At 39.9% G+C, this 24,846-nt stretch carries 20 protein-coding genes and 1 tRNA gene; 5 read left to right on the top strand and 16 right to left on the bottom strand.

Annotated features, from left to right (window positions below):
- Positions 1 to 50: 50 nt before the first annotated feature.
- Together ACFFIP_RS01570 and ACFFIP_RS01565 are read right to left on the bottom strand one after the other, a co-directional pair.
- Entirely contained in the window at positions 51 to 1,085 is a 1,035-nt protein-coding gene (locus tag ACFFIP_RS01570; protein WP_382385808.1) for a PorP/SprF family type IX secretion system membrane protein, read from the bottom strand.
- Positions 1,086 to 1,089: 4 nt separating this feature from the next.
- Positions 1,090 to 5,103 (bottom strand): thrombospondin type 3 repeat-containing protein, encoded by a 4,014-nt coding sequence (locus ACFFIP_RS01565; RefSeq protein WP_382385807.1) that lies wholly within the window; start codon positions 5,101 to 5,103, stop codon positions 1,090 to 1,092.
- Positions 5,104 to 5,930: 827 nt separating this feature from the next.
- Here ACFFIP_RS01565 and ACFFIP_RS01560 point away from each other — a divergent pair.
- Positions 5,931 to 6,707, top strand: a complete 777-nt coding sequence (locus ACFFIP_RS01560; RefSeq protein WP_382385806.1) for a hypothetical protein — start codon at positions 5,931 to 5,933, stop codon at positions 6,705 to 6,707.
- 176 nt (positions 6,708 to 6,883) lie between these two features.
- On the opposite strand, the gene ACFFIP_RS01555 is transcribed toward ACFFIP_RS01560, so the two are convergent.
- The 6 genes from ACFFIP_RS01555 to ACFFIP_RS01530 form a co-directional block, all read right to left on the bottom strand.
- Entirely contained in the window at positions 6,884 to 7,957 is a 1,074-nt protein-coding gene (locus ACFFIP_RS01555; RefSeq protein WP_382385805.1) for a Gfo/Idh/MocA family protein, read from the bottom strand.
- A gap of 25 nt (positions 7,958 to 7,982) precedes the next feature.
- Positions 7,983 to 8,561, bottom strand: a complete 579-nt coding sequence (locus tag ACFFIP_RS01550) for a peptidylprolyl isomerase (protein ID WP_382385804.1) — start codon at positions 8,559 to 8,561, stop codon at positions 7,983 to 7,985.
- 2 nt (positions 8,562 to 8,563) lie between these two features.
- Positions 8,564 to 8,992: a response regulator gene (locus ACFFIP_RS01545; RefSeq protein ID WP_382385803.1), complete on the bottom strand. Its 429-nt coding sequence runs from the start codon at positions 8,990 to 8,992 to the stop codon at positions 8,564 to 8,566.
- Entirely contained in the window at positions 8,982 to 11,375 is a 2,394-nt protein-coding gene (locus ACFFIP_RS01540; RefSeq protein ID WP_382385802.1) for a PAS domain S-box protein, read from the bottom strand. The genes ACFFIP_RS01545 and ACFFIP_RS01540 overlap by 11 nt, the downstream gene beginning before the upstream one ends.
- Before the next feature lie 287 nt (positions 11,376 to 11,662).
- Positions 11,663 to 12,814 carry a 1-acyl-sn-glycerol-3-phosphate acyltransferase gene (locus tag ACFFIP_RS01535; RefSeq protein WP_382385801.1) on the bottom strand — a complete coding sequence of 384 codons (1,152 nt, stop codon included), beginning with the start codon at positions 12,812 to 12,814 and terminating at the stop codon, positions 11,663 to 11,665.
- Between the two features lie 186 nt (positions 12,815 to 13,000).
- Entirely contained in the window at positions 13,001 to 17,518 is a 4,518-nt protein-coding gene (locus tag ACFFIP_RS01530; RefSeq protein ID WP_382385800.1) for a choice-of-anchor J domain-containing protein, read from the bottom strand.
- A 483-nt stretch (positions 17,519 to 18,001) separates the two neighbouring features.
- Here ACFFIP_RS01530 and ACFFIP_RS01525 point away from each other — a divergent pair, with 483 nt between their 5' ends.
- Positions 18,002 to 18,280 carry an InlB B-repeat-containing protein gene (locus ACFFIP_RS01525; protein WP_382385799.1) on the top strand — a complete coding sequence of 93 codons (279 nt, stop codon included), beginning with the start codon at positions 18,002 to 18,004 and terminating at the stop codon, positions 18,278 to 18,280.
- A 76-nt stretch (positions 18,281 to 18,356) separates the two neighbouring features.
- Here ACFFIP_RS01525 and ACFFIP_RS01520 read toward each other — a convergent pair.
- Positions 18,357 to 18,429 (bottom strand) — tRNA-Gln (locus ACFFIP_RS01520).
- Between the two features lie 137 nt (positions 18,430 to 18,566).
- Entirely contained in the window at positions 18,567 to 19,208 is a 642-nt protein-coding gene (trhA, locus tag ACFFIP_RS01515; RefSeq protein ID WP_382385798.1) for a PAQR family membrane homeostasis protein TrhA, read from the bottom strand.
- Positions 19,209 to 19,405: 197 nt separating this feature from the next.
- On the opposite strand from trhA, the gene ACFFIP_RS01510 reads away from it, so the two are divergent.
- Positions 19,406 to 19,654: a hypothetical protein gene (locus ACFFIP_RS01510; RefSeq protein WP_382385797.1), complete on the top strand. Its 249-nt coding sequence runs from the start codon at positions 19,406 to 19,408 to the stop codon at positions 19,652 to 19,654.
- A gap of 54 nt (positions 19,655 to 19,708) precedes the next feature.
- Here the strand turns inward: ACFFIP_RS01510 and rplI are convergent, their stop codons facing one another.
- The 4 genes from rplI to ACFFIP_RS01490 all read right to left on the bottom strand — a co-directional run bounded on the left by rplI (position 19,709) and on the right by ACFFIP_RS01490 (position 21,915).
- On the bottom strand, positions 19,709 to 20,152 hold the full coding sequence (gene rplI / locus ACFFIP_RS01505; RefSeq protein WP_382385796.1) for a 50S ribosomal protein L9: 444 nt from the start codon (positions 20,150 to 20,152) through the stop codon (positions 19,709 to 19,711).
- A 43-nt stretch (positions 20,153 to 20,195) separates the two neighbouring features.
- Positions 20,196 to 20,447: a 30S ribosomal protein S18 gene (gene rpsR, locus ACFFIP_RS01500; RefSeq protein ID WP_010610122.1), complete on the bottom strand. Its 252-nt coding sequence runs from the start codon at positions 20,445 to 20,447 to the stop codon at positions 20,196 to 20,198.
- A complete protein-coding gene (gene rpsF / locus ACFFIP_RS01495) occupies positions 20,447 to 20,815 on the bottom strand; it encodes a 30S ribosomal protein S6 (protein ID WP_382385795.1) in 369 nt (122 codons plus the stop codon). Before rpsF ends, rpsR begins: the two co-directional genes overlap by 1 nt.
- A gap of 182 nt (positions 20,816 to 20,997) precedes the next feature.
- Positions 20,998 to 21,915, bottom strand: coding sequence for a DUF8428 domain-containing protein (locus ACFFIP_RS01490; protein WP_382385794.1), 918 nt, complete (start codon positions 21,913 to 21,915; stop codon positions 20,998 to 21,000).
- A 37-nt stretch (positions 21,916 to 21,952) separates the two neighbouring features.
- Here ACFFIP_RS01490 and ACFFIP_RS01485 point away from each other — a divergent pair, with 37 nt between their 5' ends.
- Positions 21,953 to 22,546 (top strand): class I SAM-dependent methyltransferase, encoded by a 594-nt coding sequence (locus tag ACFFIP_RS01485; RefSeq protein WP_382385793.1) that lies wholly within the window; start codon positions 21,953 to 21,955, stop codon positions 22,544 to 22,546.
- On the opposite strand, the gene ACFFIP_RS01480 is transcribed toward ACFFIP_RS01485, so the two are convergent.
- Positions 22,539 to 23,204, bottom strand: coding sequence for an O-methyltransferase (locus tag ACFFIP_RS01480; RefSeq protein WP_382385792.1), 666 nt, complete (start codon positions 23,202 to 23,204; stop codon positions 22,539 to 22,541). The genes ACFFIP_RS01485 and ACFFIP_RS01480 overlap by 8 nt on opposite strands.
- Before the next feature lie 118 nt (positions 23,205 to 23,322).
- The gene (gene apaG / locus ACFFIP_RS01475) at positions 23,323 to 23,709 is read right to left on the bottom strand and encodes a Co2+/Mg2+ efflux facilitator ApaG/CorD (RefSeq protein WP_382385791.1); all 387 of its coding nucleotides are present in this window, start codon (positions 23,707 to 23,709) and stop codon (positions 23,323 to 23,325) included.
- 76 nt (positions 23,710 to 23,785) lie between these two features.
- Here apaG and ung point away from each other — a divergent pair, with 76 nt between their 5' ends.
- Complete coding sequence (gene ung / locus ACFFIP_RS01470) at positions 23,786 to 24,448, top strand: uracil-DNA glycosylase (RefSeq protein WP_382385790.1); 663 nt, start codon at positions 23,786 to 23,788, stop codon at positions 24,446 to 24,448.
- The last annotated feature ends 398 nt before the right edge of the window (positions 24,449 to 24,846 follow it).

Genomic DNA, 24,846 nt, shown 5'->3' with positions numbered 1-24,846 from the left:
AAGCTACGAAGGAGATAACCTGCTCTAAAAAATGACTTAAAACTGTCTTGTTACCATATTATGGAACTAGCTGTGGCCTTGTTACCACCCTTTTTGAAAAGGTAGTAAGACACCATAAATTCATGTGAGGGATTGGAAATTAAGTATGACTTGCTTACAGGTACTTCGTAGGCGTAACCAAACCTGATATTATCCATCAAATAGCCAAATTGATAGCTGTTGGCATAATCAGTCCTGTGTCCGACGCCAACCCAAAATTTATCCAAAGCCATCAATTTTACATTGACTTCAAAGTTGTAGGGAAGGTCATTTTGAGTTCTGTACATCATGCTAGTCAAAATGGTAAACTGTGAGGAAAGTGTTTGTCTAAATCCGGTTTGGAAGACATTAACAAAAGGTTTTTCTTTTATAAATACATCACCTCTGTTGACCCTGCCATTTGCCACATTCTGAAATCCATAGGAGAAATAATAGTTTTGATGGGTAATGGCCAGACCGGCATTGAAATCCATCACTTGCATGGTGGCAAACTGATTCAGGTAAGAGTTTACCGTTGGGTCATTGATCTGCTCAGTGGTCAGGTTATTTCCATCGAGGCGGACACTGCTGTAGTTAGCTGCAACACCTAATCTGAGGTTGGTAGTTCTGGATATTCTTACCCTTGCACCATAACTCAGCAACATTTCAGTTTGTCTAAAAGGACCGAAAGAATCATGCAGAAGGTGAAGGCCAGCAGCAGTGTTACCCAAAAGTGCAGCATCTTCAGAACCACTCATTTCCATTGGGTCGATTTCTGCAGACAGGAAGTAAGTCTGAGGAGAGCCCTCAAATCCTGACCATTGATTTCGGACCAAGCCTCTGACTACAGAGCCTTCATACCCTGTAAGAGCCGGGTTGAAGTAGCTTTGAAGTTGGTTGAACTGGCTCAGGTATTTTCTTGATTGTGCATTAGATTCCATGACCATGCACATCATTATGATAATTGATAGGGTAAAGCTGAACTTTACTTTTCCTGAGGTTGCTGTCAACGCACTCTTGAGTGCATTGACAGGATTATATATATGGTTGAATGCTAAAAGTTTCATCGTGTTAATTTTTTCTGAGTAGATTCAATATTCCTTTTCTTGATTCCTTACTGTCATCTACTTCAATGACATAGTAGTAGGTTCCTATTGGAAGTACCTTGCCTAGATAGGTACCATCCCACCTTTTGTCAGGGTCATCAGTGAAGAATACACGAAGCCCTCCACGCTCATAAATATGTAACCTTGTAGCCTTATATACTTTCAGGATTGGAATTCCCCAATCATCGTTTATGCCATCTCCATCTGGTGTGAAGGTATTCGGGATTGCAATATCTCCTAGGAGATCCGCAAGTCTTCTGACGATAGTGAATTCCTTTTCCAAGATGTTACCTTCTCTATCTGTTACCTTCACCACAATGGTAAATTGTGTTTGGCCAGGTCTTAAATCCGAATTGTTCCAGTATAACTCTCCGTCAATGATGGTGAACAGGTCATTATCCGCCACTCCAGGAGCCAATTCAAGGATATGTACATCATCCACTGGATCTACCACAGTGAAGTTTCCAATGAGAATTGGGGAACTTGTGGTAGTATGGTTGAAGATGTTATTGCTCAAAATCAAATCTTCCGGAGCTTCTTTTGGTAGAACCAGTATGGTAATAGAAGGGATTCTGTCAAAAGTAGGCTCCCAACTGTTTGGTAGCTGAATAGTTCCTGTGAGGGTGTATGGTCCATTTTCATATGGATTGTATGGTTCATTATTCCAAACGATAGGGAAGGCATACATTTCACCACTTTCAGTAATCACCCAGATTTCTGTTGGTAAACCAGCTTGTTCTAGGGTAGTTCCCCAAGGAACTTCAATCATATCAGCATCGATAAAATCTACCACCAAGGTGATTTCAGGTTCGTTGACAGAACATCCATATTGATCGACTTCTTCTCCTTCAGGAGTGTTAGGGCAAAGGTCCAGGTCATCAGTTACGCCATCGCCATCAGAATCCAGCTGAGACAAGGCACAGCCATTTTCATTTACTGCAGCACCTTCAACAGTATCTGGACACTTATCCAAGTCGTCGGTCACACCGTCACCATCAGAGTCTTTTTGAGAAGGGGCACAGCCATTTTCATCGACTTCTTCCCCTTCAGGAGAATCAGGACACTGGTCTATATCATCGGTTACACCATCACCATCGGTATCTATTTGTGAGAGTGCACAACCGTTTTCATCCACTTCAGCATCTGCCGGGGTGTTAGGGCAAAGATCAATGTCATCAGTCACGCCATCACCATCAGAATCAACTTCTGAAGAAGCACAACCATTTTCATCTACCTCTACGCCTTCAGGGGTATTTGGACACTGATCCAAATCGTCAGTTACACCATCACCATCTGTATCTTTCTGAGCAGGAGCACAGCCATTTTCATCTACTTCCGCACCATCAGGGGTGTCAGGACACTGATCAATATCGTCTGCTACACCATCACCATCAGAATCTTTTTGGGAAAGTGCACAACCATTTTCGTCCACTTCCGCACCTTCAGGCGTATCAGGGCACTGGTCCAAATCATCGGTAATACCATCATTGTCCGAATCTTTCTGGGCAGGAGCACAGCCATTTTCATCTACTTCCGCACCTTCAGGAGTATCAGGACATTGGTCAAGGTCATCGTTGATACCATCACCATCAGAATCTTTTTGGGAAAGTGCACAACCATTTTCGTCCACTTCCGCACCTTCAGGCGTATCAGGGCACTGGTCCAAATCATCGGTAATACCATCATTGTCCGAATCTTTCTGGGCAGGAGCACAACCGTTTCCGTCTACTTCTGCACCTACCGGGGTATCAGGACACTGGTCAATATCATCTGCTACACCATCACCATCAGAATCTTTTTGGGAAAGTGCACAACCATTTTCGTCCACTTCTGCACCTTCAGGCGTATCAGGGCACTGGTCCAAATCATCGGTAATACCATCATTGTCCGAATCTTTCTGGGCAGGAGCACAACCGTTTCCGTCTACTTCTGCACCTACCGGGGTATCAGGACACTGGTCAATATCATCTGCTACACCATCACCATCCGAATCTTTTTGGGAAAGTGCACAACCATTTTCGTCCACTTCCGCACCTTCAGGCGTATCAGGGCACTGATCCAGGTCATCTGTTACGCCATCACCATCCGAATCTTTCTGTGCAGGAGTACAGCCGTTTTCGTCTACTTCGGCACCTTCAGGAGTGTCAGGACACTGGTCCTTATCGTCGGTAACACCATCATTGTCTGAGTCTTTTTCAGATAGTGCACATCCGTTTTCGTCTACTGGGGCACCAGCTGGAGTATCAGGACATTGGTCAATGCTGTCCGGAACCCCATCACCATCAGTGTCGACTTGTGAAATAGAACAACCGTTTTCATTCACTTCTTCACCTGCAGGGGTATCCGGGCATTGATCCTTATCGTCGGTAATTCCATCATTATCTGAGTCTTTTTCGGAAAGCGCACAGCCGTTTGCATCAACTTGTGAACCGGCCGGAGTATCTGGGCATTGGTCAATATTGTCCGGAACCCCATCGCCATCTGTGTCGACTTGTGAAATAGAACATCCATTCTCATTCACTTCTTCACCTGCAGGGGTATCCGGGCATTGATCCTTATCGTCGGTAATTCCATCATTGTCTGAGTCTTTTTCAGAAAGCGCACAGCCGTTTTGGTCAACTTGTGCACCATCAGGCGTATCAGGACATTGGTCAATACTATCCGGAACCCCATCACCATCTGTGTCGATTTGTGAAAGGGAACAACCATTTTCATCTACATCTTCACCGGCAGGGGTGTCCGGACATTGATCCTTATCGTCGGTGATGCCATCATTGTCAGAATCTTTTTCAAAAAGTGCACATCCATTTTCGTCTACCTCAGCACCGGCAGGCGTATCAGGACATTGGTCAATATCGTCGGTAATTCCATCATTGTCAGAATCTTTTTGGGAAAGACCACAACCATTTTCATCTACTTCTTCACCAGCAGGGGTATAAGGGCATTGGTCTAAATCGTCGGTAATGCCATCATTATCAGAATCTTTTTCAAAAAGTGCACATCCGTTTTCGTCTACCTCAGCACCGGCAGGCGTGTCAGGACATTGGTCAATATCATCAGTGATTCCGTCACCGTCAGTGTCTTTTTGAGAAAGGCCACAACCGTTTTCATCTACCGCTTCTCCGGCAGGCGTATCAGGACATTGGTCTAGATCGTCGGTAATCCCATCATTATCTGAATCTTTTTGGGAAAGAGCACAGCCATTTTCGTCCACTTCTTCACCGGCAGGGGTATCAGGACACTGGTCAAGATAGTCAGGAACCCCATCTTCATCTGTGTCGATTTGAGAAATGGAGCATCCATTTGCATCCACAGCTTCTCCTTCGGGTGTGTTTGGACATAAGTCGACAGTATCAGGCACTCCGTCTCTGTCAGAATCAGGACAGCCTGTTTCATCCACCGGTACTCCTGCTGGCGTTCCTGGACATAAATCCAAGAAGTCAGGAACGCCATCTCCATCATCGTCTTTTGCTGCCGCTAGGCAGACATCTTCATCGTAAGCCGGACTATCAGGATTACAGACAGCGGGTGGTCTAACTCTTAGATTTGCCAATTCCTCTACGGTCGGAGCATTTCTAGTGATGGATAAAAAATAAGTATTACTTGACCCATCACTAGCTCTTACCTCAACTGGTATTTCATTCATGCCAGGGTATAAAAGTATAGGGCTTGAGGTAACACCACTATTTGTTTCTTTTCCTGATACAAAAATCCTGGATCGGGAGTCCATAGCAGTAGGTGTTACATTGATGGTGAAGGCAAAATAACCTACCTCAACCTGGTAATTTGTAATACCTGGGTTGAATCTTGGTTGTAACCTCCCTTCACTGATCTGAAGATTGCTCAGTGTAGCGGCATCGTAAACAATAAAAAAGTCATTTTTCTCTAATTCTAAAGAAAATGCCTTTACGCTGAGCATGGTTAGTAAGAATAGCCAAAGCATCCTGCTTCGTACATTCTTATGTAGAATTGTTTTCATTTTTTAAGGATCTAATGTTAAACCGTAATTTTGATTGCAGTTCGTAGCTGCGGTAAAAATCATAAAAAAAATCATAATACAAAAAATTATTTTTTGTTGAAAACCCATAAAACCAAATAAAGTTCCATAAGTGTATTTTTTTTAGTTATGAAATGCAAAAAAAAATGTGCACAAATTTTTACCCAAAACTGTTTTTTTTCAAAGAAATTAAGTGAATTGAACTTGGTTCGGAAAGTTTGGTGGTGATTAGGTATTCCAAATGCCTGATTATCTTGCTGTAAATAGGCTTTTATTTGAAGTAAAAGATGAAGAGGTTTGAAAAGAATACATTTTTGATCTTTTAGAGAATAATAAAATAATCTTCTGTTTTGTTGTCTTTCCTGTTTCTGGATGGTTATCCTTAGATTTTCATTTTGGTATTTGGGTGTTTAATTTTCATTGGCATAGATAATTATATAGTTTGTCTAGTCCCTGAAGAAAATAAGATGGTCCTCAGAAACCATGCTTCTATAGTACATAGGGAACAATAAATTCAACCCTAACAGAATTTTTTAATGAGATTCATATTATTACTGAATTGTCTTGGGAATTGAAAAACAACAGATAAGGAACCAAGAAAGTGAAAGTTAAAAAAGATGGGGTTTTGTTTTCCGGCAAGAGAAAATGTTTTAGTAAAATAATTTAATTTATAAAAATATAATAAACTGATAATCAAATAAATAAAGTTTTTTATGTAAAGTAAACAATTAGCAATGTCTTAATTAAGAAGTTTTGGCATATTTATTGGTAAAGGTTTTTCCCCAAATAATCCTAAATCCATTAATGCAATGAAAAGTAAAAGAATTAGTATTTATAGCTTGTTGATATTCATTTTACTGGGAAGCTGTATGTCCGAATCTGAAGACAATACTCCATCAGGTTCTGAAGGTCAAGCAGTCTTGTTGGTAATAGATGAGGACAGTATTGATAATGGAAACGAGCCAAATAATTTCAGTGATACAGATGTCAATGATCAAATTGCTAGGGTAGGATTAAGAGATCAATTGAGGTATTTCAGAGAAAATGAAGGTAAAACTATAGATTTATACACAGGACAAGTGGGAGATGAAGGATGGTTTGCATTGAAAACCATTCCAAATACCTGGGTAAACGCAGGCCCTACCGCTAATGGTGCCCAGAATTATTTGGCTCCAGGCCCTGGACTTGGGTCTCCGAATGTGGATGATGATAGAGAAGTATTATTAGATGAAATCCCTAATGTGACACCGATACGGGCCACAGGATTGAAAATGTTAGTAGGATCTACTGTTCTTGCCATAGTATATGACAGCGATGTCAGTATCAATTATTCTCCATTAGAAGGAAATCTTCAAGGAGATAATTTGGGAATGGTAGCTTTTGAAGTGGTCAGTGTAAGGACAAGAACTGACGGCAGTACATCTTCGTTGCCAATTGTTACGATCAAAATATTGAATGTGAATGAAGTAAAAGAAAGACAACTTGTTTTGTTTGCCAATGCACCGATTCCAAGTTCTTCATCCGAACCTTTTGATATCAATCCTCCGGCAAGTGTAAGTCAAGCGGTATTCGAACCGGCAAGATAAAAATAGATGGACAGCTTTTAGCTGTCTTTTTTTTTGCCATATATACCTGAATCCTTTAAGAAATAGGTATTGCTCAATGAATAAATCCTGTTGGCCAAATCGCTTGAATTCAAAAGGCTATTCAAAAATGGAATAAAAAACGCTCAATGAGGCTTAATTCTTAATGATCCAAAGGATTATAAATAAACCATTCTTCCTGATTTCACAGATTCATCACAAGCAAATGCTATTTTTAAGCTATTCAAGGCATCTTCCAAGTGTTCATCGAGATTTATGTTTTCTTTGATAGATCTTAGGAAGAACCTTTGTTCCCTATTGCACAATTCCTGATGGTCAGGTTCATCAAGCATATCAATCCAAATATCTTGATGGATAAAATGATTTTTTTCATTCAGATCGGCCTTATGGATTTTAATACTTTCTGTTTTGGTATGGGAATCCACATCATCTGATTTTCCTGCAGCACCTGCTTTTTTGGCGACGATTGAAACAGCTCCCTTAGGGCCGAATACATCTTTGATAAAAAAGGCATTATCTGAGATCATGGGGCCCCATCCTGCTTCATACCAACCCACGGAACCGTCTTCGAACCTGATCTGCAGCTGACCATAATTGTAATTGTCTTCAGCGATTTCATCCGTTAACCTCGCACCAATGGCTGAGACAGAAATGGGCTTTGACCTTGTCATCTGACACATGACATCTATATAATGCACACCGCAGTCCACTATTGGGCTTAAGGATTTCATCAAATTCCTATGGACGTCCCACATAAAACCGTGGCTCTGTTGATTCAGGTTCATCCGCATCACCAAGGGACTACCAAGTTTTTGGGCTTCCAAAATAAATCTTTCCCAAGATGGGTGATGCCTCAAGATATAGCCAACAACAACTTTTTTGTGCTTTTCCTTTGCGAGTTTGATAATTCGCTCCGATCCTTCAATGGTGTCGGCTAATGGCTTCTCTATAAAAATATGGCAATCTGATGCCAATGCCTTGAGCGCAATTTCCTCATGGGTATCTGGATAGGTAGAAATACAGATGGCCTCTGGATTAGTGCATGTGATTGCTTCCTCATAATCATCAAAAAGTGGATAATTTCCCCCTAATTTTTGGTTCAGTTTATTTTTACTTTCTCCTCTTGATACAAGACCGCAGATTTCAAATTCAGGCATTTGATGGTAGGCGGTTCCATGGGAAGCCCCCATGTTTCCACAACCTACTACAAGAATTTTTATTGGTTTATCCATGATGCGGTAGATTAAAAGGATTAGTTTATTTGTTTTTCAGGTCATTGACTTCAGAAGGGCTGAGGTAAAGGATGCTTATTCTGAGAGGGATATCCTGTACCGGTTGGTCTTTCTCATCTCTTTTCTGATGGACGATGCTGTCTACTACTTCCATTCCCCGGATAACCTCTCCAAAAACAGTATAGTCACCGTCCAATCTATGCAACCCATTTTTGTTTTGTACAATGTAAAACTGGCATCTTGCCGAAATTTTTTCAGGATTGGCGTCTCTACCTGCACCTACAGCACCATAGGTATGTTTTAGCTCTGGCAGGATTTCAGGATCTAGGAGGTATTCTGGATTATTGAATCCTTCTTCAGTATCAGGGCAGCCTCCTTGAGCGACAAAATTGGGAATCACCCTATTGAAGGTCAAGGAGTCCCAATATCCTGATGATGCCAGTTGGATAAAACTTTCCCGGTGATGGGGCGTCTCTTCGTATAGGAGAATATAAATATCGCCTAACCGTGTACTGATTTTTCCCACGGCATTGTTTTCTTGGGCAATAGAAGTAGTAAAAGTAGCCAAGACCAAAAGGGCAACAAACAGCGTTCTAATGGTCATGATTAGATTTTTTTTGGGTTACTGTTAATCTCTTCCAATATAGGAGCTATCTCCACGAGATTTTTGATGTCCGCGACAGATTCTTCTGTGATGGTTTTTTCCAGATACAGAATTACTTCTTTATATTCCTTGGCTTTATTCTTGTCGCTTGAGGCTATTGAAGGGGTGATCATCGCAACATAGATTTTGCTTTTTGTAACGGAAGCTTTTAACTGATCCAGAAATTGCCATCCGCTCATTTCAGGCATATGGATATCCAATAAGATCAAATGATGATGCCCTTCAGAATCATGATTAGACAGCCATTCCAATGCTTCAGCCGGTTTGGTGAAGGATTCAGGTTCCTGGTGTAGTCCCGTCTGCTTCACCAGGATCTTTAGCATCATCAGTAGGATGGGATCATCGTCTACGATGATTATATTAAATTTCATCAAGTTTAATTTGTTCAGATTTTTTAATTATATCCTTAATGATACCATCCAACTCTTGGGCTGTAGCTAAAATCAATTGATTTAGCTCTTCACTTTCAATTGGGAGAAATTGATCTTGGTTGTTTTCAATCAAATGAATGAGTCCCATCAATCTTGCAAGAGGAGCTCTTACAACATGCGATTGCATCCAAGCTATTTCTTTTAATCTGATATTTTGCTTTTCAATTGTCTCCAGGTATCTTTTCCTAAAGGTAATATCATTGGCGGTAATCACCATAGCATTTAAGCCATGAAATTTCAATGCTTTACTTTTTGTCTCTACAAAAATGATTTCATCATTTTTCTTTTTGTGTCTATGGATTTCTTCAGCAAGAAAAGAGGAATTGTTTTTTAATTTTTGGGTAATTTCTCTTTCCAAAAACATGGGTTCTTCCTGTATCTGGAAGTCCGTTAGTTTCATTTTGAGGAATTCTTCATGACTGTAACCATAATGAGAAATGGCTGCTTCATTGGCATCAAGTATCTTAAATGTCTCAGAATTATAAACCCATTTTGGTAGGGGAGAAAGCTGGAATAGTTCCTTATACTGATGCTGAGATTCCTCTAACTGAGAAAATGTATTTTGTCTACCAATGGCAATTGCCAGGTTGGCACTGGCAGTTTGAAGAAAAGAAATGTCTTCTTTTGTCCATTTTTTTTCTTCAAAGCAATCATCAAAACCCAGGTAGCCATAGAAGTCATTGCCCAAGAATATCGGGATTTGTAAAAGGGTGACTATACCCTGTTCTTCAAGTATTTTTTTTGTTTCCCCTGATGTTTCTTTAGTAAGTTTATAAAAGCACCTTTTTGTTTCTATGGCATTCAAAAAAATGGGATGTTGATCAAGTTCAATCGCTTTATAATCAGGGTTGTCAATTTCCTTGCTAACTTTGCCATTTGTCCATTCCGCTATCTGACTCGTGAAAAGTTTACCTGATTTTTCTTCAATGAAGTTTTCAAAAAAGTAGGCCCTATCTGCAAAAATAGTACTGCCGAGAATTTCAAGAATGGGATCCAAAGCTTTTTTCCAATTTTCATTGGCAAGGAGAATTCGGTTCACCTCTCCTACGGCTTCCAGAAGTTTGCTTTTATGCAAAAGTGCCAATTCTCTCTTTTTGTCTTGGGTAATGTCTCGTGAAACACCTACCAATCCCTTTGTTTTACCGGTATTTTGATCAATCAAGGGTATTTTAGATGTAGAAAGCCATATTTCATTACGTTCCCTGTCAAAAATAAGTTCCTCTTTATGAAGGATCGGTTCTTGGGTCTGAAATACCTTTTGATCATCGGCAATAAAACTTTCTGCAATTTCCTTGGGAAATAGCTCAAGATCGGATTTCTGAACTTCGCTTGTACTAGATCCAAACAGATTCAGGTTTGCTTTGTTGTCAATTAAATGTTTTGAATCCAGATCTTTTACATAAATTAAATCCGGAATATTGTCAATCAGCGATCTGAGCAGGTTTTTTTCATGAATCAGGTCTTCCTTGGTGAAGAACAATTCTGTTTCATCATACACTGTTGAAATCATCAGATCTTGATCGTATAAAGGGATATTAGTGGCCGTTACCCATTTTTTCTCCCCTTTTTGCGTAGTGATTTCCACATTTGTCCAATGCATCTTGGAGGGATCACCACTTTCAATGTCTTTTAATATTCTTGTTTTGATCTGGTCACGTTGGACTGGATCTGGATAAACATGATCAAAAAAACTGTCTACATTGTCCAAAACTGACTCCGGCCAGCCATATATGGAAATGAAGTTGTCGTTGACCAGGATGGTTTTGCCATCTGATATTTTATTGACAGCAATGCCTATTGGGATTTGTTGAAATATGGTTTGGATAAATCGACTTCTTTCCTCCAGGGCTTTATTGATACTTTTAAATGATGTGATATCCTCTGTGATTACAATGACACTCTCAAGACTTTCTTCATATCCGGGTTCCGCTCTCCAGGACAGTTTGATGTCCTTAAAGTCCCCTTTCAGTGTTTTGATCCTACTTTCGGTTTGGAAATTATCAGTGCCTGAACAAATGGCGATAAATTGTTCTTTGATTGACTTGATAACTTCTGGAGTTATGAATTGATGGAAATGCTCCAACAATTCACTTTTCGAATCAGCTTGGTGTAGTTCAAGGCAGGCCTGATTGATATCTTTAATCCTAAGTTTTTGAGTCAACCATTCCAATTTTTCAGGATACTTTTCAAAAAAATCACCAATTTCTTCAGACGTTTTTCCTATCAGCCCTTCATCAAAGAGGGCTTTTTTAATTTCTGAAAAATCCTCAATCCAAATTGGAATCGGAGTGATGTCAAAAATGCCTTGGTAGTTGGATTTCATGTTGCTGGTTTACTTTTCTTTTAAATACTTTTATTATAATTTAAAAAGAAATTGTACTAATTCTAAAAATACTAAGTTACAAGTAATATTCAGATATTTTTATCCTTATTTACTAAGAGTTTGTAAGGATGGAAAAAAGTTTGTTTTAGCCATGAAAGTAAAAATGGTTCATGTCACTTATGTTATTCTATGAAAAAAGGCATCCTGAACATCCATCTTTAAAACTTAGGAATTTCAGGATTCCTGATGACTTTTCTTTAGAAGTAATGCAATGGTGTCCCTTCTATTTAGGTTATCCCTTTCATTTCTTCCATAATCTTCTTCTGATTGATCACAGGATTGGCATACATGGAAAGGTAGCTCTTTATCGCTGTTTCATCATTTTGGTCCACACCTCTCCTAAATCGTGCCTCAAATAAGGCTTTTTGCTCTGGGGTATATTCGGATGCAAATTGATCGGAATTCATCAATAGGTCGTGGGCAATATATTTGGTGGGCCATAATTTATATCCCAAAATGATCTGTTCATCAATGAGGTCTGCCAAAGCCTGCAACTGTTTGACCTGACCGGAGACATCCTTTTTGATTTTCTCAATGCCGTCAGTCAGAATATCCCCAATATGGATATGAATCCTTTTTTTCTGACCAATAATGCCACTGAGCAAAGTTTTAAAATCTTCATTTTCTCCTTTGACATAGGTCTCTTGTCTTGCCTTGGCCAAGAGTTCGGGCATTTTTAGAATATCCGTTGGATCATATTCATAAGAAATGCTTACCGGCACTACATTTAACCTTTGGAAATAATCCAAAAAGTTTTCTTTAGGGTCAGCAGCCATAGAGATCATTTTCAGCACACCCTTATGCGTCTGGTCATTTCCGTCTTTGGTTCTTCCTTCTCTTTGGGCTATCCAAACTGACCTGTTTTCCCGAAGCAGTGAATGCCTGATGTACGATGACACCAATTTGGAGCTCTCCAATAACTCTCTTGCAGGCAAGCCCCTTTTGATAACAAAATTTCTGGTCAACCGGGACAGATGCTTCAGGAAGGGCTTTTGGATCAGGTTGTCACCAATAGCCGAAGTGGTCATGAATAACCCTTTCTCATAAAGACAGGCATTGAGAAGAGAGGTGTCCAATATGATGTCCCGATGGTTAGAGATAAAAAGATAAGAAGTGCTTTTATCCAGTTTTTCAAATCCGGAAGTACTCAGCCCATCGGAACTTTTTTCCAATACCTTCTGGACTCCAGGGTAAATAAAGTTGATCTGGAAATCCCGGATAGAGTGACAATGCAACATCAGGTCTTTCCAGTATTCGTCAGCTTGTTCTGGAAATGTAAAATTCATCATTGATTTCAGCATGGGGTGATCAATGATCTGCCGGATTGCTTGGTTTACTTCTGTATCGTAATAAGGTCTTATATCTTCAAATGGGGACATCGCAACTGGGTTTGTGCAGTGCAAAGAAAACAAATTTTGACGAAAGGAAGCCCAAAAGACAGATAATTTGGATTAAAGTAAACAGTACTTGTACTATTAAATTTTAGCATGAAACAGAAAACTATTCAAAAAAAAAGAAGCTGCCCCGAATGGAACAGCTTCTCTAAGAAGAGGTACAATGATTAATTAATCAACGATTAATCTTTCTACAACAGATTGGCCAAATTGGTCGGTGATGACAATGAGGTATATGCCTTTTGTCAACGTTGAGACATCAAATTCGGCATATCCTGAATCTGTAAGAATGTTTTGAATTCTTGATCCAGCGGATGTTCTCAGTTCAATATTTGTCATTCCTTCAGCATTTCTGATGATGACAGAGACAATGTAGCTACTTGGGTTAGGGTACACCCTGATACTGTTCGACTGTAGCTGTCTTGGGAATCTGAAAGTTTCGGAAACAGCCTGGCATCCGAGGGCATTTTCAATTGTCACCCTGTAATTTCCAGTTCCTTGAATTCTGATTCTGTTTTCACTCGTAGTGGCAATCAACACATCGTCTTTGAACCAATGGTATACATAATCACCTTCAATGCTGATCAGATATCCTGCCTCAAATAAAATGACCGGTTCTGGCAAGGATTGTATACTTACTTCAAACGATTCAGTATTCGCTTGGCAAAGATTCGAGCGCAATACTGCTCTGAAGGATGCATCCACTCGTAAATTTTCCAGTGAAATGGAGGTCATTCCTTCTGTTTCAGGAATTCTGTTCCAGCTTTGTCCTGCATCTTCAGAAACCTCCCATCCCAAAACTTCGGCATATTCACCGCCAACAAGAATCAGATTGAGGGTGTTTTGACCAAAACACAATTCGGAATCTCCGATAATCTGGGCAGGAATGATGTCGCATCGTAGGCTGAACCTAGCTTTGACAGGTATATGGTCTGAGGTGGTTGAGGAATAATTGTTTACCAAATCAAATGGTGCGATAATTCTTTCCGAGTTAACCAGCCAATTTTCTCTCATCTCATCAGACACAATAATATGGTCAATGACATTTTCGAAAGTCGGGAAGCTGCGCAACCCTGCATTGCTCAAAGTCAAAGAAACCGGTACGTAGTTTTCAGGGTCATTAATGTAATTGATAAAAGATGTTTCGGAAGTATTTACTGTTGCCGCAAACTGATCAGCGACAGTTTCATCCAAATCATCATTAAAGTCCCCCAATAAGATCAACGGTACATTACCATAGTACTGATCTAATGAATCTTTCAGCACATTTACATCATATCTTCTCATAGCATATCTTGGATTGGCAGCACTCTCTCCACCGCCATTCGAGCGGGTATGTACATTGACCAGGTTTACATATTGCTGGACTCCATTGATGTTTGCCTTGACTTCCATCAAGAATGGCAATCTGCCACTAGCCCAGAATCTATCTGGAGGTGCAGGGTAACCTACCAAGTCCTCTGGCTGCACACCTTCCAAGAGAACCTTGGTTTTGATCAGTTCTACGGTTTCCTTTTTATAAAGGAAGGTTAGTTTCTGGCCTGTTTCAAATGCATCAGGTCCTTGGGAGACGGCAGGGGAAACAAGTCCCTCATAGCCTTCCAATGCATTAGCAAGCTCATTGAATTTTTCGAAGCTGGTGATTTCCTGAAAAGCGTATACATCGGCATCAAGGTCTTCTATGATAGTTTTAACATTTTGAAGTTGCTGGTCCACATTCGTAGGACCCTGACCGGATGCGGTTGATCCAAACCATTCCACATTCCATGTAACTACATCAAAGGTTTCGTCCCTTTCAACAGTTGCGCCAGTGACATATCCACGTCTTACCAAAATATCCCCACTTTCAAAAGTGATCGGGCTACTGAATGCACCTGCGGCTGTCGGTGCAAAACGGATGGTTACGGTATTGTTTCCATTAGCTGATGTTGCATCATAAGTCAGGGAATTTGAAAAGTCTATACCGTTCTTGGACAGTTCAAAACCTTCTCCCGCTGAGATGGTCAGATCTCCAATAGCATCACTCAATGAGAAATTGAAGCTCCTGGTAATGGAAGATACTGTACCTGAAGGGATGATGCCGAAATGCCAGTAATCCACATTGCCGATATTATTGCTCAGGAAAGGAGCAGGAGCAGTCTGTGAATTGGTCAAGGCAAAGTCATCCAAGGTCCATCTGGCCGCATTTGTTTCCGGAGAGGAGGTATAGACGAATGCGATTCTTACATTATCAGCCTTGAAGGCAGAGAGGTTGATTTCCCCTGAAGATGTCCAGGTATCGCCATTGGCAAATCGGTCACTCAACTCAGTCCAGGTGGCCAAATTAGGATCGCCGTCAACATAATCTGTTGAAACCATCAGTTTCAATCTAGGACCAGTAAATGCTACTCGGCTCCAGAATGACAATAATGGAAAATCATAGTCGCTTAAATCATAAGCAGGAGTGATCAACCAATCTTCATTCAATTGTCCTCCTGCTGCAAATCCATTAATCTGTAAACCGCTAGGAGCACTGGCAGTAGGGGTTGTACCTGCCCTGCCAAATGTGGTACATGCCCAAATCTGATTTCCTAGGACGCTGACGGCAGACCAGCCGGTAGGTAATCCACCTGACGCACATGCCTCGTTGAAGTTTTCGGAGATGTTGAAAGGATCGAATATAGTTCCACTTAGTGCAACATTGACCGGGATAGTACCAGCGGTACTATGGATGATGTTACCTGAAATGGTCCCTTCAAGCAATTCGTTTATTTTAACGAAAATGGTACTTGCAGTACTCAACTCGACAATTGAAAACTCTAAAGTGCCTGTATATTCCTCTCCGTCCTTGGAAATAAGGGTGTTTTCAGGAGCTGTGACAATAACAGGACCGTTTAGATTCATGGCTGCTAACTCATAAGAAAGGATAGGGGAGGCCTGATTCAAAGAAATGCTTCCAAAGTTCAAAGTACTTGTACTTGGAGTTAAGGTTGGTACCGAAACGCCATCCAGATCTTTTACAATTCCTATGAAGGTGGTACCCACATTGGCAGGGAAGAAGTTCGTTACCCTGAAAGTTCCAGTAGAAGCGACAGTTCCATCATTCGAGGATATATTACTTGTCGAAACAATTCTGAATTCTACCGTTCCGGAAAGATTGTTCAATCCAGAAAGGTCAAATTCAAAATTATCAAATGCATTGTTGGATTGCGTCCAAGATGCGATCGGTTGCTGGAATCCATCACCACTGTAAAGCAAGGCCATATCCCTAGGACCTGTCCCAGATGATCTGGTGCCTATCTGTATAGCGCTCAAATCAACAAGTTTATCAGGTGCTATGCTAAATCCAAAACTGAAGTATCGGTCATCTCCGGTATTCCATCCATTTGAACTGATGGAATTATTGGCACTTGCAGCATTGATGCCTGCTCCTCTGGTAAAGTCCAAAGCTACCAAACCATTTGCTTCAAAATCGGCAGCAGTACTTATTTGATTGCCGGGTTCTCCAGTGAAATTCCAATTTACAATAGGCTCAGGTTCTTGCACAGGAATTGCCGAAAGGATTCCCGTAAATCTCACAGGGCTGAATACACTTCCTCCTTCAGCAAAGTTGGCCACTCTTAATGTACCTCCTGACTGTATACTTCCAGCGGCACCGTCTGCTCTGACATCTTCATTTAAAACTATTCGGAATTCAACAGGACCAGTAAGTTTACCAAGATTGCTCAGGTCTATTTTTTCATTGCTGAAAGCTGTACCGGTGTTGGTCCAGGTGGCAATATTTTCAGTAAAACCATCGCCATTGTATCTTAGAGCAAGGCTACCAGGGCCGGCTGCAGAGGACCTTGTTGCCAAAATGAGTTCCTCAAGTTCAACTTCAAAGCCTTCTTCGACTTCAAAACCAAAAGTATAATAGTCATTCAGGTCAGTAATTGACCATGATGAACTGCTGATGGAGTTATTAGCCGCACCAGCTACTAATCCTGCGCCTCTGGTAAAGTTGTTGGCACTGACCTGATCGCTTCCAGTTCCAGAAGTAAAAGCCTGGTTTCCTGGCTCACCTACAAAATCCCACTGGGCCAAAGTTGAGGCGATTGGTTCTGGATCGATAGGATCTTCACCTACCAAGCTAACTGTTCCATTGAATCCGGTTCCATTTGTAGAGAAATTGGTAACGCGGAAAGTGCCGGTAGCGGCTAAAGTTCCTCCGCCAGCCGAAACAGTACTTACTGCATAAATCCTAAACTCTACTTCACCTAGAAGATTGGGAAGAGAAGAGAGCTCGATGGTCTGGGTGTTATCAGCAGTTCCGACTTGGGACCAAGTGGCCAAATCACTAACAAAACCATCTAAAGAAGAGCGAAGGGCAAGGTTACCAGGACCTGTACCGGAAGATCTGGTTTTGATGACCAGGTTACTAAGCTTTACCTGATAGCCTTCTGAGACCAAAAAACCAAAAGACAAATACTTGTTCCCTTCTCCAGGCCAGGAAGATGAATTCAAAGATTCTCCTCCTGTATTTGCGGATAATCCATCACCTCTTGTAAAATTCAGAGGAATGATGTTGTCAGAGCCCGTCCCTATTGTAAATTCCTGGTTGCCGGGTTCGTCGGCAAAGTTCCAAGAAACAAGGTTTTGGGCATGTGATAAATCTGTGCCTAACCATATAAAGCAGATCAGATACAGGAACATTCGTAAATGTTGTTTCATGCGCAAAGATTTAAAATGTGAATTAAAAGAAGTTTTAAGTAAACAAATTGTTTTTAAAACTATCTGATTCCTATTAAAATAACCAAAGAAAATTGTTATTGAATTGTTAAAAATGATTTTGTTTAAAATAATATGCTGAAATCATACTGAAAGTTAAACAATCCTATTAAACATGTTAAAAGTCTAAAATGCCGACAGGAGATGGTTTCCTGATGGTTTTTCAGGAGGTTTTATTTTTTTTTCAATAAACAACTGATAAACAAATAGTTGTATGAAATTGGCCTGGTTTTTGAAAATGTGGTCATGAATGATGATAATTCTTGATCACCCGAAAGGCACAACATAAAAATGGATTGTCCAGATAATTGCCCGGATTATCATCTTCGTTAAAGCTCTTCTTGATTTTAAGAAAGCAACCATTAATCTGGTTGACGGGCTCGTTAATGAATTAAAACCGATACGATAATTTAAATTTTCTTCTGAATGCGCATTAAAAGAGTGATTTTGATGATGTCCATTTTGCCTATGTTGCTGATGATATCATGTTTGGACATGGGAATAATTGATGAAATGCCCAACCAAAGGGTTGAAATTAAAGAGTTAGATCCAGGTACTAAAGTTGAAGTGGTCGCTGAACCCAGACCCGGTTTTGAATTTTCGCATTGGTCAATTGACGGAGAGATTGTGAGTCAGAAGGAGGTTTACACCTTCAACATGCCCAAAAGAGATGTGGCTTTGGTAGCCAATTTCTCAAGGAAATAAATTAGGGGCGGAGGTTATTCTGCAAAGGATAAAAACAAAAAAGGCGCTTTTTAAAAGCGCCTTTTTTAACTTTTCGTTGACCGACTAGGGCTCGAACCTAGACTCTTCTGAACCAAAATCAGACGTGTTGCCAGTTACACCATCGGTCAGTATTTTGAACTTTCGTTCCCCCTTCTTTCAAAAGGTGTCACAAATGTAGGGGGACTTTCTTTTTTATGCAAATTTGGCTATGAAGTTTTTTTTGCAATCTATCTAATCCCCTAAATTTCAATTGAAAAAAATGTATTTAAGCCATTTCATTCAATAAAAACATGATGGAAATGAAGTGAAGGATAGTTCCTGCAAGGACAAAGATATGCCAGATTGTATGGCCGAATTTCATATTGGGGCGGGTATAAAATATTGTGCCAAAGGTATAGCTAAGGCCGCCGGCAGCAATCAGGCTGAGTATTGTAGGAGATAGGTTTTGTATCAGCGGCTTGATCAAAAATACAGCCATCCATCCCATAGCAAGATATAGTATAAGAGAAGCTTTCTTGAAACGGTGTGTGTAAAATATTTTGAATATGATCCCAAATAAGGTAAGAGACCAAATGATGCCGAAAAATACCCATCCCCAAGTGCCTTTAACGGCGAGCAACAAAAACGGTGTATAAGTCCCTGCAATGAGAAAATAAATACCAATATGATCAAAGGTTCTTAGCCAGGATTTGATTTTTTCTTCCTGAACAGCATGGTACAATGTAGAGAATGTGTACAGCAGTAGAATTGATCCTCCAAAGAGGCTGCAACTGACAATATGAATTGCGGTCCCTTTCAGCACAGAGAAAGTTACCAATAGAGAAATGGCTACGATACTGAACAAAATTCCAAGTCCATGGCTGATGCTATTGGCAAATTCTTCCTGTAAAGTTTGTTTTCTGATCATGTTTTTGGGTCTTTCTTGTTAAATATAGGGCTATTTGAAGAAAATTTTTCCTTTAAATTAGTCAGCGAAATCGATTGAATGTATTAAATACAGCTTTAAGTGTCTGATTATTTTGTATTTATAGAAAATAATTTCGTGCTTTGTCCCAAGATTTTATTGGTAAATATTGCATTCATTCATTTAAACTTTATTCGATTATGTCAACAAAAATTTCTGAAAAGACCATTGTTTCAACTTTGGAGAAAATTGAAAAATTAAACCTTGACGAGAAGCTTCACGCTGACTTGTCCTGGTGCTGGAACAGCTACAAGTATGACGGTAACCCTGTAGGGGTTAAAGAAAAATGTGCCCAGGCATTGGAGCTTTTTAAAGCTAAAAGGGAATCAAACAGTAAGGCAGTAGCCAAAAAGCTGATTGAGGATTTGGAAAAAATTGTTAAGGCTTAAGAACAAAAAAGGCTTTCGAAAGAAAGCCTTTTTTGTTTTCAAGTGTGTAAAAGATTATTCTCCTACTACTACGAATTTCACGTTGCTTTTCACTTCTCTGTGAAGATCAACTTCAGCTTCGAATTCACCGGCACTTTGAACAGGCACATTGATAGAGATTTTCTTTCTATCGATGTTGATACCTTTTTCAGCCAATGCATCAGAAATTTGAAGTGTAGTGACTTTTCCGAAGATTTTACCGCTTTCACCGATTTTTGCTTTGATTTCCAAAGTCATATCAGTCAATTTAGCAGCTAACTCTTCTGCTTCAGCTTTGATTTTCTCAGCTTTATGAGCAGCTTGTTTGATGTTCTCTGCTAGGATTTTTTTGTTGGAGCCGGTAGCCAAAACTGCATATCCCTGAGGGATTAAGTAGTTTCTGCCATAACCTGGTTTTACTTCAACCAAGTCATTTTTATAACCAAGTCCTTTTATGTCTGTTTTAAGAATAACTTCCATTGTCGTACAATTTATTAATATGAATGAACCGAACAATAACGGATTATTTCAAACCGTCAGTTACGAAAGGCAATAATGCCAAGTGTCTTGCTTTTTTGATAGCATTGGCCACTTTTCTTTGATATTTGGCAGAGTTGCCGGTCAATCTTCTAGGAAGGATTTTTCCTTGCTCATTGACAAACTTCAAAAGGAAGTTAGGATCTTTGTAGTCAATGTACTTAATACCGTGTTTTTTGAAACGGCAGTATTTTTTTCTATTCTCAACTCTGTTGATTGGTTCGTTTTTAAGTGTCATTAGGCTTGCTCCTCCTTAGCTTCAGCTTTTTTGTTAAATTCACCTTTTCTTCTTCTTTCTGCATAAACAATTGCATGCTTATCCAAAACTGATGTCAAGAAACGCATTACTTTTTCGTCTCTTCTGAATTCAATTTCCAACTTCTTGATCAAGTTTGGAAGTGCTTTGAATTCTACCATTACATAGAAACCGGTGCTTTTTTTCTGAATTGGGTAAGCCAATTTCTTCAAACCCCAATTTTCAACATTGATAATGTCTGCTCCCTCTTCTTTTAACAAGTTTACAAACTTGTCTACGGTATCCTTCATCTGAACATCAGACAAAACGGGAGTTAATATGAATACCGTTTCATAATTTTTCTGGAACATTTTTTAATTGGTTTATCTGTATTACATTTAAACAGACCGCAAAAGTAGAAGATTCTTTGGTTTTTTCCAAGCCGAAATTAAAATTGATCTCATGAAATAGTTATAAAATAAAGAAAGGGCCAACTTTGGGCCCTTTCTTTTATGAATGACGAATTTTATGAGCAATAATCGTTAAAACCTGATTATTTAACTTCAAAAGATGATGTGCCGATTTGATATCCATCTGCATATATTCTTACTTCATATTTTCCTGAAGTGTATTTGCTTCCTTTTTCATAGTAATAGGTCAGTGCCTGTTTGGTATTGTTGAAAAACAGATCTTGATGGGCAGTATAAAACTCTTCTCGTCCATCGATGGTGAAAGTTCCTGATCCCTTGGCAATATCGAAGATCGGCTGATTATTTGGTGCGATTACCTGCACATAAATATCTCTATTGCCATGCTCTGCGACTTTATTATCTGCGATATTAAAGGAGACTTTCAATTTCTCTATCTGACGGTCCCTGAAACCATCTTCTCTTTCACGTCCTCTGGAATTCACTGCTGCTACCACAATATTTTCTGCTTTGAGCACTGCTGCGACATTGACTTTTTCCTGAAGTTCCTGTTGCTTCATGTTCAGCTTGACTACTTCTTCCTCAATCTGTGATTGGGTGGATTTAAGTCCTTCATTTTCGGCATAAAGCTGCTGATTGATTTCTCTGAGCTGGAGGATTTCCGCATCTTTTTCCTGAATGGTTTTGGAGTAACTGCTGATTCTTTGGTTAAGTGCAGCGATTTCCTGTGAAGTCCTCTTCTTATCAGAATTCCTTTCAGCAATCAATTGCTCCCGGATCTCTTCTAATGCCTTGACATCCCCGCCAAGTTTTTCAATTTCCTGGATTCTCAGGTCAAGTTGATAGGTGACAGAGTCGATACGTCTGTTCAAATCGTTGTTTTCTTCAGATAGGATCAGGATTTCTTCAGACTTTCTTGATTTGTCAAGGTGGTCCATGTATAATTTGATCCCACTGATGACAACCAAAATGATTAAGACGATGATCAGGATGTTTTTTCCGTTCTCGCTCTTGTTAGGTTTTTCTTGAAAATTGGGTTCCATATAAGTTTAATGGTATTTTTGTCAAAATAAGAAATTTATGTCTAATTCACTAGATGCAGCCTATTGGACTAACAGGTATTTGGAAAAAAATACCAGTTGGGACGTAGGTGCCGTCACTTTGCCAATCAAGCAATATTTAGACCAAATTTTACCGAATCCAACTTTAAGAATTCTGATCCCCGGAGCTGGAAATGCCTATGAAGCTAAATATGCCTTTGAATCAGGTTTTAAGCAGGTTTGTGTTCTTGATTTTTCCCCGGTTCCCCTGCAGAAATTTCTTCATAATTGTCCTGATTTCCCTTCAAATCGTGTTTTGGTAGAAGATTTCTTTCAGCATCAGGGTGAATATGATTTGATTTTGGAGCAAACTTTTTTTTGTGCCATTGAGCCAAATTTAAGGCCAAAATACGCTGAAAAGATGTATGAACTACTTGCTCCTGAAGGAAAATTGGTGGGCGTAATGTTTTCAAGGAACTTTGACCGGCAAGGCCCTCCTTTTGGAGGTACCAAGGAGGAGTACCTTCACTATTTTAAACCTTTTTTTGGTGAAATTTATATGGAGTCCTGCTATAACTCGATTCCACCCAGAATGGGAAGTGAGTTATTTATTAGCATGAAAAAGTCTAGATAGACAGGATGTAATGACTCTTTGCCAGACCTTTTTTGAAAAAAAGTACCCCACATTCATAAAAATCAAGCGAAAGGCTCACCAATTGGTGTATTTTGATTTCATTCCAGGCAAGTTCCATCTCTTTTGACCAGTGAATGTCTGCAATGATGATGATGCTTCCTTCATGCAAATGGGGAAGAAGCATTTTGAAGTAAGTTGTCGTTCCCTGATAATTATGGGTAGCATCTATTAAGGCGAAATCCACAATTGGACGCTTTTGAAGATGGAGAGGCAATTCCTCGCGGATATCTCCCAATAGATAGGTGGTATGTTGGCCTTTCCTGTATTGTTGTGCTTTAAGCCAAAGCGCTTTTGCACCTTCGAAGCTGAATAAGTCACCTTTGACAGCGCGTTCCAAGTAAAGGGTGTTGATGCCTACACAAGTGCCGAGTTCAAGTACATGTAAGGCAGGGGTTAGACTGCAGAAAAACTGGTAGATCCGTGAAAATTTTTGACCAGTGGTACTGTGCCTGGTAATGTCAGATGTTTTTCTGAATTTTTGTTTTTTCAGTTTTTTGGATCCTTCTCCATAATCTTCAATTTCCAGGACTTCATGATCATTCAATAACAGATGGCGGACATTTTCCAAATCTTGATGTTGCTTGGATGGGTCCTTCAAGAACGTTTTTAGATCTTGGTACAAAGCCGCGATAAAAGGGGCTTGAAGAGAATAGCGGTCCTCTTTTTTGAGCCAATAAATGAAGAAAGCGTAAATTGGGTAGAAGAATTTGCTCAAATCAGTTGTCAAATATATCAGCAATGAGTTGAAATTCAGGGATCTGAACTTCAATCAGTTTGCCATCAAAAAGTTTTTCCATCAGATAAGACCCTTTCATTTTGCCCAATCCTGAGCGTAGGTTACATCCTGAGACATACTCATGAAAATCGTTTGGTTCTAAAATTGGCTGCATGCCGACTACACCATCACCTTCCACATACTTCACCTGATCTCCCGCATCAAAAATTTCCCATTTTCTTCTCATTAATTGTATGGTATGGCTACTGTTGTTTTCTATCTTTACCTTGTAGGTGAAAACAAAATGGTGCTGATGTGGGCTGGAAAACTCTGCCTGATAGGTAGTTTCGACGGTGACTTTGATTCCTTCAGTGACGGCTGTAACCATATATTTGTAATAGATTACCCTGTTGGGGAGTTAAAAATAAAATTAAATTCTTGAATAACAACGGAAATATCCCAAAATGGATGTCAAAATTGAAGATAGTTGGAGAAATAAATTGAGCAGCGAGTTTGAAAAGCCCTATTTCAACAAGCTTGTTTCCTTTATCAAAGAAGAATACCAAGAGCATCAGGTTTTTCCAAAAGGAAAAGAGATTTTCAATGCATTTAATCATTGTGCATTTGAAAACACCAAGGTAGTGATCTTGGGTCAGGATCCTTATCACGGACCGGGTCAGGCCCATGGTTTATCTTTCTCGGTTAAGGAGGGAGTTCCTTTTCCTCCCAGTTTGCTGAATATTTTTAAAGAGCTCAACAGTGATTTGAATTTGCCTATTCCTTCCAACGGTAACCTGAGCAGGTGGGCAGACCAGGGCGTTTTATTGCTCAATGCTACGCTTACGGTACGGGCGAATCAGGCCGGTTCGCATCAGAAAAAAGGTTGGGAGGATTTTACAGATGCGGTTATCCAGCAAATAGCCAAGGAAAAAGAACATGTAGTCTTTATGTTATGGGGTGCATATGCACAGAAGAAAGCGGCATTCATTTCAGAAGACAAACATTTGAAATTGCACGCACCGCATCCCAGTCCATTATCTGCCCATAGGGGATTTTTAGGTTGTGGACATTTTTCAAAAGCCAATGAATATCTGAGGAGTAAGGGATTGAAGGAGATTCAGTGGTGAAAGAGAATTTAGAATTTAGAATGAAAAATGATTGAAGAGCCAAGTAAAAAGGCAAAAGGAAAAAGTGGGATTACGGAAGGAAAAAAGACGCTGCGCTTGGCTTTTGTTACACGGAGGAAAATAAAGAGCCAAGTAAAAAGTAAAAAGGCAAAAGGGTTGAGAATGTTGAATTAAGGATGATTGAAGAGCCAAGTAAAAAGGCAAAAGGAAAAAGTGGGATTACGGAAGGAAAAAAGACGCTGCGCTTGGCTTTTGTTACACGGAGGAAAAAAAAGAGCCAAGTAAAAAGGCAAAAGGAAAAAGTGGGATTACGGAAGGAAAAAAGACGCTGCGCTTGGCTTTTGGTACACGGAGGAAAATAAAGAGCCAAGTAAAAAGGCAAAAGGGTTGAGAATGTT

This window comes from Fontibacter flavus (genome assembly GCF_042432905.1).
Taxonomy (GTDB): domain Bacteria; phylum Bacteroidota; class Bacteroidia; order Cytophagales; family Cyclobacteriaceae; genus Fontibacter; species Fontibacter flavus.
Note: the sequence above shows the minus strand (reverse complement) of the source record. Positions and strands in the feature narration are given on the sequence as shown.

Excerpts from the sequence above, each read along its gene's own strand:
- ACFFIP_RS01570 (WP_382385808.1), bottom strand. The coding sequence starts at position 1,085 with ATGAAACTTTTAGCATTCAACCATATATATAATCCTGTCAATGCACTC.
- ACFFIP_RS01565 (WP_382385807.1), bottom strand. The coding sequence starts at position 5,103 with ATGAAAACAATTCTACATAAGAATGTACGAAGCAGGATGCTTTGGCTA.
- ACFFIP_RS01560 (WP_382385806.1), top strand. The coding sequence starts at position 5,931 with ATGAAAAGTAAAAGAATTAGTATTTATAGCTTGTTGATATTCATTTTA.
- ACFFIP_RS01555 (WP_382385805.1), bottom strand. The coding sequence starts at position 7,957 with ATGGATAAACCAATAAAAATTCTTGTAGTAGGTTGTGGAAACATGGGG.
- ACFFIP_RS01550 (WP_382385804.1), bottom strand. The coding sequence starts at position 8,561 with ATGACCATTAGAACGCTGTTTGTTGCCCTTTTGGTCTTGGCTACTTTT.
- ACFFIP_RS01545 (WP_382385803.1), bottom strand. The coding sequence starts at position 8,992 with ATGAAATTTAATATAATCATCGTAGACGATGATCCCATCCTACTGATG.
- ACFFIP_RS01540 (WP_382385802.1), bottom strand. The coding sequence starts at position 11,375 with ATGAAATCCAACTACCAAGGCATTTTTGACATCACTCCGATTCCAATT.
- ACFFIP_RS01535 (WP_382385801.1), bottom strand. The coding sequence starts at position 12,814 with ATGTCCCCATTTGAAGATATAAGACCTTATTACGATACAGAAGTAAAC.
- ACFFIP_RS01530 (WP_382385800.1), bottom strand. The coding sequence starts at position 17,518 with ATGAAACAACATTTACGAATGTTCCTGTATCTGATCTGCTTTATATGG.
- ACFFIP_RS01525 (WP_382385799.1), top strand. The coding sequence starts at position 18,002 with ATGCGCATTAAAAGAGTGATTTTGATGATGTCCATTTTGCCTATGTTG.
- trhA (WP_382385798.1), bottom strand. The coding sequence starts at position 19,208 with ATGATCAGAAAACAAACTTTACAGGAAGAATTTGCCAATAGCATCAGC.
- ACFFIP_RS01510 (WP_382385797.1), top strand. The coding sequence starts at position 19,406 with ATGTCAACAAAAATTTCTGAAAAGACCATTGTTTCAACTTTGGAGAAA.
- rplI (WP_382385796.1), bottom strand. The coding sequence starts at position 20,152 with ATGGAAGTTATTCTTAAAACAGACATAAAAGGACTTGGTTATAAAAAT.
- rpsR (WP_010610122.1), bottom strand. The coding sequence starts at position 20,447 with ATGACACTTAAAAACGAACCAATCAACAGAGTTGAGAATAGAAAAAAA.
- rpsF (WP_382385795.1), bottom strand. The coding sequence starts at position 20,815 with ATGTTCCAGAAAAATTATGAAACGGTATTCATATTAACTCCCGTTTTG.
- ACFFIP_RS01490 (WP_382385794.1), bottom strand. The coding sequence starts at position 21,915 with ATGGAACCCAATTTTCAAGAAAAACCTAACAAGAGCGAGAACGGAAAA.
- ACFFIP_RS01485 (WP_382385793.1), top strand. The coding sequence starts at position 21,953 with ATGTCTAATTCACTAGATGCAGCCTATTGGACTAACAGGTATTTGGAA.
- apaG (WP_382385791.1), bottom strand. The coding sequence starts at position 23,709 with ATGGTTACAGCCGTCACTGAAGGAATCAAAGTCACCGTCGAAACTACC.
- ung (WP_382385790.1), top strand. The coding sequence starts at position 23,786 with ATGGATGTCAAAATTGAAGATAGTTGGAGAAATAAATTGAGCAGCGAG.